The sequence below is a fragment of the Halopseudomonas sp. genome, assembly GCF_036961105.1.
Taxonomy (GTDB): Bacteria; Pseudomonadota; Gammaproteobacteria; order Pseudomonadales; family Pseudomonadaceae; genus Halopseudomonas.
In genome coordinates, this window is record NZ_JBALWW010000006.1 from 155,110 (window position 1) to 163,423 (window position 8,314).

7 protein-coding genes are annotated in these 8,314 nt (G+C 59.8%); 6 read left to right on the forward strand and 1 reads right to left on the reverse strand.

All coding sequences use genetic code 11. The features are described 5' to 3' along the window. Nucleotides 1-2,421: a penicillin acylase family protein gene (locus tag V7756_RS08905; RefSeq protein WP_335609800.1), complete on the reverse strand. Its 2,421-nt coding sequence runs from the start codon at nt 2,419-2,421 to the stop codon at nt 1-3. A gap of 99 nt (nt 2,422-2,520) precedes the next feature. Between V7756_RS08905 and V7756_RS08910 the strand changes: the two genes are divergently transcribed. The 6 genes from V7756_RS08910 to V7756_RS08935 all read left to right on the forward strand — a co-directional run. Beyond that, the gene (locus V7756_RS08910) at nt 2,521-3,504 is read left to right on the forward strand and encodes a patatin-like phospholipase family protein (protein WP_335609801.1); all 984 of its coding nucleotides are present in this window, start codon (nt 2,521-2,523) and stop codon (nt 3,502-3,504) included. A gap of 65 nt (nt 3,505-3,569) precedes the next feature. Then, nucleotides 3,570-4,607 (forward strand): selenide, water dikinase SelD, encoded by a 1,038-nt coding sequence (selD, locus tag V7756_RS08915; RefSeq protein ID WP_335609802.1) that lies wholly within the window; start codon nt 3,570-3,572, stop codon nt 4,605-4,607. Next, complete coding sequence (gene mnmH, locus V7756_RS08920) at nt 4,607-5,722, forward strand: tRNA 2-selenouridine(34) synthase MnmH (protein ID WP_335609803.1); 1,116 nt, start codon at nt 4,607-4,609, stop codon at nt 5,720-5,722. The genes selD and mnmH overlap by 1 nt, the downstream gene beginning before the upstream one ends. A 104-nt stretch (nt 5,723-5,826) precedes the next feature. Then, nucleotides 5,827-6,588: an SDR family oxidoreductase gene (locus tag V7756_RS08925; RefSeq protein WP_335609804.1), complete on the forward strand. Its 762-nt coding sequence runs from the start codon at nt 5,827-5,829 to the stop codon at nt 6,586-6,588. Nucleotides 6,589-7,217: 629 nt separating this feature from the next. Next, entirely contained in the window at nt 7,218-7,688 is a 471-nt protein-coding gene (locus tag V7756_RS08930) for a hypothetical protein (RefSeq protein ID WP_335609805.1), read from the forward strand. A 133-nt stretch (nt 7,689-7,821) separates the two neighbouring features. Then, on the forward strand, nt 7,822-8,314 hold a 493-nt coding region (locus V7756_RS08935; protein ID WP_335609806.1), incomplete at its 3' end, for a transposase.

The window sequence follows — 8,314 nt, forward strand, 5'->3', positions numbered from 1 at the left end:
TCAGCGGCCCCGACTGGCTGGGCGAATCGACAGTTGATCGGGTAGCGCCTGGATCGAAAGCCAATCGAATAGCTGGCTGCGATAGCGTCCTTCGTTGTACATCTCGGCCTGATCGCGGGCGTGGCTGTCCAGCGGATTGCCCGCCTGACCAAGCGGGTTGATGCCCAGGGTGGCATTGACATCGGCCAGGTCAACAAGGCGCCTTGTCGAAGGGCCCGACTTCACCGGGTAATGTGCCTCGCCCGTAGGGTAAGCCATGTTGTTGAGCGTTTCGTTGCCACCGTTGACCGCTACCGGCTCGCTATTCAGGTACCTGCCAAAGGGAATGCGATCGGCCAGGGCGTGCTCGTGTGTCAGGCTGGCCAGACGCGACCACTGCCATTGCTCCGGCTCCAGACCAAGATCCGCTACCAGTCCCTCCACCGCCTTTACCCAGGCATGTTCGATGGCAGCCTGCCGGCCATCCAGGCTCGGTTGCTGACGGTTATCCCACCAGGGCGAGGTCGGTTTCCAGTAGAGGTTGGTCAGCGTCTTGCTGGCCAGATAGGTATCGCGGAAGAAATCATAGCGTTCTCCCAGTTCGTCGGCGAACAGCGCCGCGCTTAGCTCGTCACGCCAGCGCTGGAAGATACTGGCGCCCACGCTGTCCTGCTGATAACGCCCATCCCACTGCTCAAGCAGCTTGGCGGCCGTGGCGGCAGGGGCGCGCAGGTCAGCGCTGAACAGTTGATAGTCCAGCATGGGCAGCGCGTCCTGGACCATGGCCAGGGCCTGCGGCCGCTGATCGTCCAGTTGCATCGACTTGAACTGCGACAGATCGAATGTCTCTTGCTGTTCCAGCAGTTCCTTCAGGCGTTGCGCGCGCTCGGTGGGCGCATAATAGCCGGGCAGGCTGCGGCGGATATTGGCTTCAGGGTAGGGGTTGTTGGTGCTGAACAGATAACCTTCGCGCGGGTTGATGATCCGCGGATTGTTCTCGAACGGCTGGTAACCCAGAAACTCGTCACGTCCCGAACTGCCATTGAGCAGGGCAAAGCCATTGCTGCTGCTCGGCCAGCGCTTGAGCTTGCCGATCGCCCACATGGCAATGTTGTCATCGGTGTCGGCGTAGATCAGGTTCAGGCCGGGTGCGCTGTGCTGGGCCGCTGCTGCCTCGAACTCCTGCATGTTGCCGGCGCGGGTAAAGCCGTAGAACGCCTTGGCCGAATCGTTCTGCGGATCAAGGAAGGTCCAGAACAGGCTGACCGGCTGGCGCTCCAGGCTACCCGGCAAATCGTTGATGACCGGTCCATGGCGGGTGCTGCGAGTCTTGATCAGACGGTCTTCCTGGCCGCGTATCTTGATCACCTCTTCGTGCAGTGTGAAGTCTTCCCAGTGGTCGGTGGCCCACACCTGCTCCGGATTATCGGGGTTCACGCGTTCACGGTAGAAGTCGATATCATCGTTCATCAGCATGGTCAGGCCCCAGGCGTGATGCCGCGTCTGGCCCAGCAGCGGGAAGGGGATGCCAGCCAGAAAGTGGCCGTAGACTTCATTCTCCGGTGTGCGCAGGTGCGCTTCATACCATACCGCCGGTGCGGAAAAGCCTATGTGTGGATCATTGGCCAGCAAGGGCGCACCACTGGCGCTTTTGCTGCCCTTTACCGCCCAGGCGTTGCTGCCAATGAACTGGCCTGCCGGGAATTCGCGCTCAATGTCGGAAATCTGCTCCAGCATTGGGCGTAAGAGCTCTATATAAGGTTGCCCGGAGGAGCGCGCCGGCGGCAGCTGGTCTGGCCAACTGGGCACCAGGTCCTTATAGTGACGCTCGCTCAGGGTGCCGCGTATGTGATCTACCAGCACATCGGTCTTGAACGCCTCGGCAAAGGAATAGGCCATGTAACCCATGATCTGGGCGATGTCTTCGGTAGTGAAGTAATCGGGCTTGGCCAATAGCAGCCGGTATTCCAGTGGCGTGCCGCCCTGGTCGATATATTGGTTGATGCCGTCCTGATAGGCGTGCAGTAGCTGCACATGTGGGCTGTCGGCCTCGGCTTCCAGGCGCTCGGCATAGGCACGGGCAAAACGGTTGATGCCCAGGGTGCGAAAGAATCGGTCGGTTGCGAAGGATTCGGCGCCAAACAGCTCGGACAGTCGGCCACCGCCGATGCGGCGCAGCAGATCCATCTGGAACAGGCGATCCTGTGCGTGTACATAGCCCAGGGCGCGATAGGCATCGGCTTCACTTTGGGCATCAATGTGCGGCACGCCCCAGCCGTCATAATAAACCGAGACAGGCCCCTGTAAATGCTCCAGGCGCAGCTCGCCGGAGCGTTTGGCCTGCGCGGTGTGCAGCATCCAGAAGCCCAGCAGGGCCAGTAGAGTCAGCAACAAGGCAATAGAGAGAAGGACTTTGACGGGAATGGACAGACGCTTGATCACGGGGTGCCTTGTGCTGCGGGAAATCATCCCGGCATCATGCGCAGAGTGATGATGTACGTCAATCGAGTTTAAGCAAATTGCGGGGGAGCCAGCATTATTATGGGACAACGAGTGGCATTGGTGCTGGGCAGCGGCGGCGCGCGCGGCTACGCACACATTGGCGTGATCGAAGAGATCGAACGACGCGGCTACGAGATCGCCTGCATTGCCGGCTGCTCCATGGGCGCGGTGGTGGGGGGCATTCACGCTGCCGGTTATCTCAAGGACTACCGTGACTGGGTCTCGGGTCTGGACTATCTCGACGTTATTCGCCTGCTGGATATCGGCTTTGGCAACCTGGGCGCCATTCGTGGCGAACGTGTGTTCGGCCGCATCCGCGAAATCCTTGGCGAGATCAATATCGAGCAACTGCCGATACCCTTTACCGCCGTGGCCACCGACCTGACCAACCAACAGGAAGTGTGGTTTCAGCAGGGCTGCCTGCATCAGGCCATGCGCGCCTCGGCGGCGATTCCGAGTCTGTTTTCGCCGGTACGCCAAGGCAATCGGGTGCTGGTGGATGGCGGCCTGCTCAACCCCTTGCCTATAGTGCCCGTGGTGTCCTCGCACTGTGACCTGATCATGGCGGTCAATCTCAATTCGATCGAGAAGGACTATTACACTATGCCGGTGGTCGAGCGTCCCGCGCCCATCCGCCAGCAATGGGATCAATGGCTTACCGCGCTCAAGCCCAACTGGCTGGGTCGCGGCCCCGACGAGGCAGACGATGCCATGGCCCTGCTGACCACGGACGTTGAACCGGAGGAGCCAGCGCACTCGCGCGAGGAAGATCAGTCGCAGCCGGTTGAAGTAGCGCCACCGCCGGGGCCGGCCAGCATGCTGGAGCTGGTCAACCTGTCGTTCGAGGCCATGCAATCCTCGCTGGCGCAATACAAGATTGCCGGCTACCCGCCGGATGTGGTGATCAACGTGCCGCGGCGCCTGTGCCGCTTCTTCGAGTTCTATCGCGCCCCGGAGCTGATCGAGCTGGGCCGCATGGTAGCCAGCGATACCCTGGATCAGTTCGAGCGGCGCGGGCGCTGAGCGTAGGCGCAGGCACTGGTGGCTGGTAGAATCGCCGGTTTGATCCTTGAAGCCGGAGAGTCCGCATGACCCAGACAGTGCGTTTGACCGAATACAGCCACGGCGCCGGCTGCGGTTGCAAGATTGCGCCCAAGGTGCTGGACGAGATGCTCTCGGTCGGCCAGCCTGGCCCGGCCTTCGAGCGGCTTTGGGTGGGTAACGACAGCCGTGACGATGCCGCCGTGTTCGGCCTGGACGCGGACCAGGGCATCGTCAGCACCACTGACTTCTTCATGCCCATTGTCGATGACCCCTTCGATTTCGGCCGTATTGCGGCCACCAACGCCATCAGCGATATCTACGCCATGGGCGGCACCCCGCTGATGGCTATCGCGATTCTGGGGTGGCCGGTGAATCTGCTGAGCGCAGCGGTCGCCGGCGAGGTGCTCGCAGGCGCGCGCCAGGTGTGCAGCGAGGCCGGCATGCCGCTCGCTGGTGGTCATTCCATTGATGCGCCCGAGCCAATCTTCGGGCTGGCGGTGACCGGCCATGTACTGCGCAGCCAGCTCAAGCGCAACGATCAGGCGCAAGTGGGTGCCAAGCTGTTTCTCACCAAGCCCCTGGGCATTGGCATTCTCACCACAGCAGAAAAGCAGAAAAAACTGCGCGCAGAAGATGCCGGCGTAGCGCGTGATCTGATGTGCAGCCTGAACCGCATCGGCCAGCGTTTTGCCACCTTGCCAGGTGTGCAGGCGATGACAGATGTCACCGGCTTTGGCCTGCTTGGCCATCTGGCTGAGGTAGCGGAAGGCTCCAGGATCAAGGCGCGCATCCACGCCGAGCGCATACCGCGCATCGCCAGTGTCGACTATTACCTGCAGCAGGGCTGCATCCCGGGCGGCACGCTGCGCAATTTCGATAGCTACAGCCACAAGTTGGGGCCGATTACCGAGGCGCAGCGCAACCTGCTGTGCGATCCGCAGACCAGCGGCGGCCTGCTGGTGGCGGTAGCGCCGGAAGCGGTAGCAGACTTTCTGTTGCTGGCGCGGGAAGAGGGCATGGAGCTTGATGCCATCGGCGAGTGTCTACCGGCGGACGGTGGACCTTGGGTCGAGGTTGTCTGATGCGCGACAACACCGAGGACTTTCGTCGGCTGTTTCTCTCGGGCGTGCCGCTGATGGATGTGCGCGCACCGGTCGAATACACCAAGGGCGCATTCCCCGCTGCGTGCAACCGCCCGCTGATGAACGACGACGAGCGTCAGCAGGTGGGCACTACCTATAAACAGCGCGGCCAGGAAGCGGCCATTGCCCTCGGGCACAAGCTGGTCAGTGGCGCGATCAAGCAAACGCGCATCGACGCCTGGGTGGCGCAGACGCAGGCGCACCCGGAAGGCTACCTGTATTGCTTTCGCGGCGGCTTGCGCTCCCAACTGGTGCAGCAGTGGTTGCGCGAGGCGGGCGTGGAGTACCCGCGCGTGATTGGCGGCTACAAGGCCATGCGCCGCTTTCTGATCGACTCGCTGGATCAAAGCATTGAGCAACGCCCCCTGATGCTGGTTGCGGGCCTGACCGGCACCGGCAAAACCGAAGTAATAAGCGCGCTGGGCAACAGCCTGGATCTGGAAGGGCACGCCCATCACCGAGGCTCCAGCTTTGGTCGTCATGCTACCGCGCAACCAACGCAAATCAACTTTGAGAACCAGCTCGCCATAGAAGCCCTGAAAGTCACAGCCACGGGCGCCCAGAGCCTGGTGCTGGAAGACGAAGGCCGCATGGTGGGCAGTTGCTCGGTACCGCTGAACCTCTACCGCGCCATGCAGGAGGCGCCTCTGGTATGGCTGGAAGACAGCCAGGAAAACCGCATCAGCCGCATCCTCGCCGATTACGTCACCGATATGCACGTCGAGTTCGCCGAGTTGCACGCCGACCCGGAACAGGCCTTTGCCGCCTTCTCCGAATACCTGCTGAACAGCCTGCTGCGCATTCGCAAGCGCCTGGGGGGCGAGCAGCATCAGGCACTGGACGCCCTCATGCAGGAAGCGCTCGCCGAGCAGCAGCGCAGCGGTGACGAAAGCCTGCATCGTGCCTGGATCAAAGGCCTGCTGGAAAACTACTACGACCCCATGTATGCCTATCAGCGTGAGAGCAAGCAGGCGCGCGTGGTGTTCTCCGGCAACCAGGCCGAAATCATCGAGTATCTTGCAGACCTGGCCATCAATATTCAGCATGGCGCGTGAACAGCAAAGCTGATCCAGTCGAAAACTGACGTTACCCATTGTTATGATTCCGCAATAAACGCGGAGCGCATACAGAGTTGCTCCCATCGCCAAGGAGCACGTTCATGAGTTTGGATTTTTCGGGCAAAGTTGTACTGGTTACCGGCGCTGCCGCCGGGATCGGCAAAGCCACAGCAGAAGCCTTCGCGGCTGCAGGCGCGCGGCTGGTGCTGTCGGATATCGACAGCCAGGGCGGCGAAGGCGTAGCCGCCGGCATCCGCGCCACCGGGGGTGATGCCATATTCCAGGCCTGCGATGTAGTGGATGCTGCTGCGGTACAAGCGCTGATCGAGATGATCGAAACCACCTACGGCCGCCTCGATTGCGCCTTCAATAACGCCGGGATCGAAATCGAACAGGACAAGATCGCCGACGCCAAAGAAGACGTGTACGACCGCATCATGGACGTCAACGTCAAAGGCGTGTGGCAGTGCATGCGCTTTGAAATCCCGCTGATGCTCAAGAACGGTGGCGGCGCCATCGTCAACACCGGCTCCATCGCCTCCCTGGGCGCCGCGCCCAAGATGAGCATCTATGCCGCCAGCAAGCACGCTGTGCTTGGCCTGACCCGCTCGGTCGCGGTCGAATACGGCAAGAAGGGCATCCGCGTGAACGCCGTCTGCCCAGCGGTGATCGACACCGACATGTTCCGCCGCGCCGCCGCCATCGAACCGCGCAAAGCCGAATACGTCGCCGCCCTGCATCCGGTAGGTCGCATCGGCAAAGCCGAAGAAATCGCCGCTGCAGTGCTCTACCTCTGCTCCGATGCAGCCGGCTTTACCACCGGCATCGCGCTGCCGGTGGATGGCGGCAGTACCTGTATCTGAACCGGCGTCAAGTAAGTAGAGCGGGGCGCAAATACGCGCCCCGTTCGGCCATTTGAGCGGTAGCTTTTGCCTCCACCGCCAGACCTCATCGCCAAGGCTTTACCAATCCCTCCGATAGCGCTACCTTGCAGATATGGCACCCAGCCATATACAGGAGCCCACGGATGGCGCGCACAACAACTCTCTCTTCGATCTCAGCTGATGCCACTCAGCCGCCTTTATGTTTGCTGTATCGCAGTCCTGCTCCGGCTTTAATACGACCCACTTTCGCTTTCCATCACCTGAGTCGCGGCTGCAAGCACGTGCTTCACGGCGACCAATAGAAGCGATTTGCTGCGAATTGAATGAGGATGCTCATGCCATACAGTCGTAATGGATTCACGAAATGAAGCGCGCCCGCGAATACGGAGAGGTGAGTGAGATGATGGTTAAGCTCTTGATTGTTAGCGCTTTTGTACTGGTTGGCGGCGGGGCGAGGCCGGAGTTATCTCGAACGCGCGGTTATGTATTAATGCCGCGTTCTATCTAATCACTGTTAGGGCTAAAACATGAATGCACCGAGTGGGGTTAGTCGCCGTCTCCAGCAATGTATAGAGCGTCTAGGGTCTCAAGACTGCGAGGGGGCCCTGGTGAATTTATTCCCCGCCATAGATAAAACGGCCAAGAAACGTCGCCCCAAAGAGGGCGTCGGGAAACGTATAAAGGCTTTTCTTCAAGATGAAGAGGTGTTAATTACAGCCGTAGCAACGGGCAATGTCTTTAAGGGTTGCAGCTTTGACGGAAGGTCGTTTCACGATGCCCTATACAATTTTGGCCGCACCCCAATCGCTCACGAGGGGGAGTTAGACCCACGATTGTCCTTCAATATCGAAGGTGGGCTACAGATAGGAAAAGATCATTGGAACCTACCTATTAGCTACATCGTAGGCATGTCTCTGGCAGTAATCATTGCTCCTGAAAACTTCGGCGAACGTACCGCTGAGGGTTTAGCTATAACAGTGTTCGGCAAGCAATTCGCTCTGAACGATATTTGGGGTCGTCCTGAACCTGTTCGCGGCCACATATGCACGCAATTTCGTGATCCACACCTTTTTGCGTAAAAGCCTAACAACTGGTTCAAACCGTTCGCTTCGCTCACTGGGACGGGCTAAAGCCCGCCCCTTAACCAAACGTTGAGGCTGTAGAAAAACTCCATATTTGCTAGGATTTGGGCAGACCAACAAGGAGTGTTGCATGCCACGCTTCAAGCCCTACGATTACAGCCAGCACAGCATGGTGGTGATCAACTACCAGGAGCAGCTCCAGCCAGGCACGTTCGAGTACGCCGTTCATTACCTGATTGAACACAAGCTGGATCTATCGGTATTTCATCCACGCTATGGGAATGACGCTACCGGTCGCCTGGCCTACGATCCAGCCATCCTGCTGAAGATTATTCTGTTCGCCTACTCTAAGGGCATTACCTCCAGCCGCCAGATTCAGTGGTGCTGCGAAACCAACATTCTGTTCAAGGCCCTGTCCTGCGATACGGTCCCGCACTTCACCACGCTAGCGAGCTTTGTCAGCGAGAATGCCGGAGCTATCGAAGCCGTATTTGAGCAGGTGCTGCTGGTTTGTCATCAGCAGGGTTTGCTGGGTAACGAGCTGTTTGCCATCGACGGTTGCAAGACCTCGTCCAATGCCGCCAAGGAGTGGTCAGGCACCTTCAAGGAATTGAAGGCCAAGC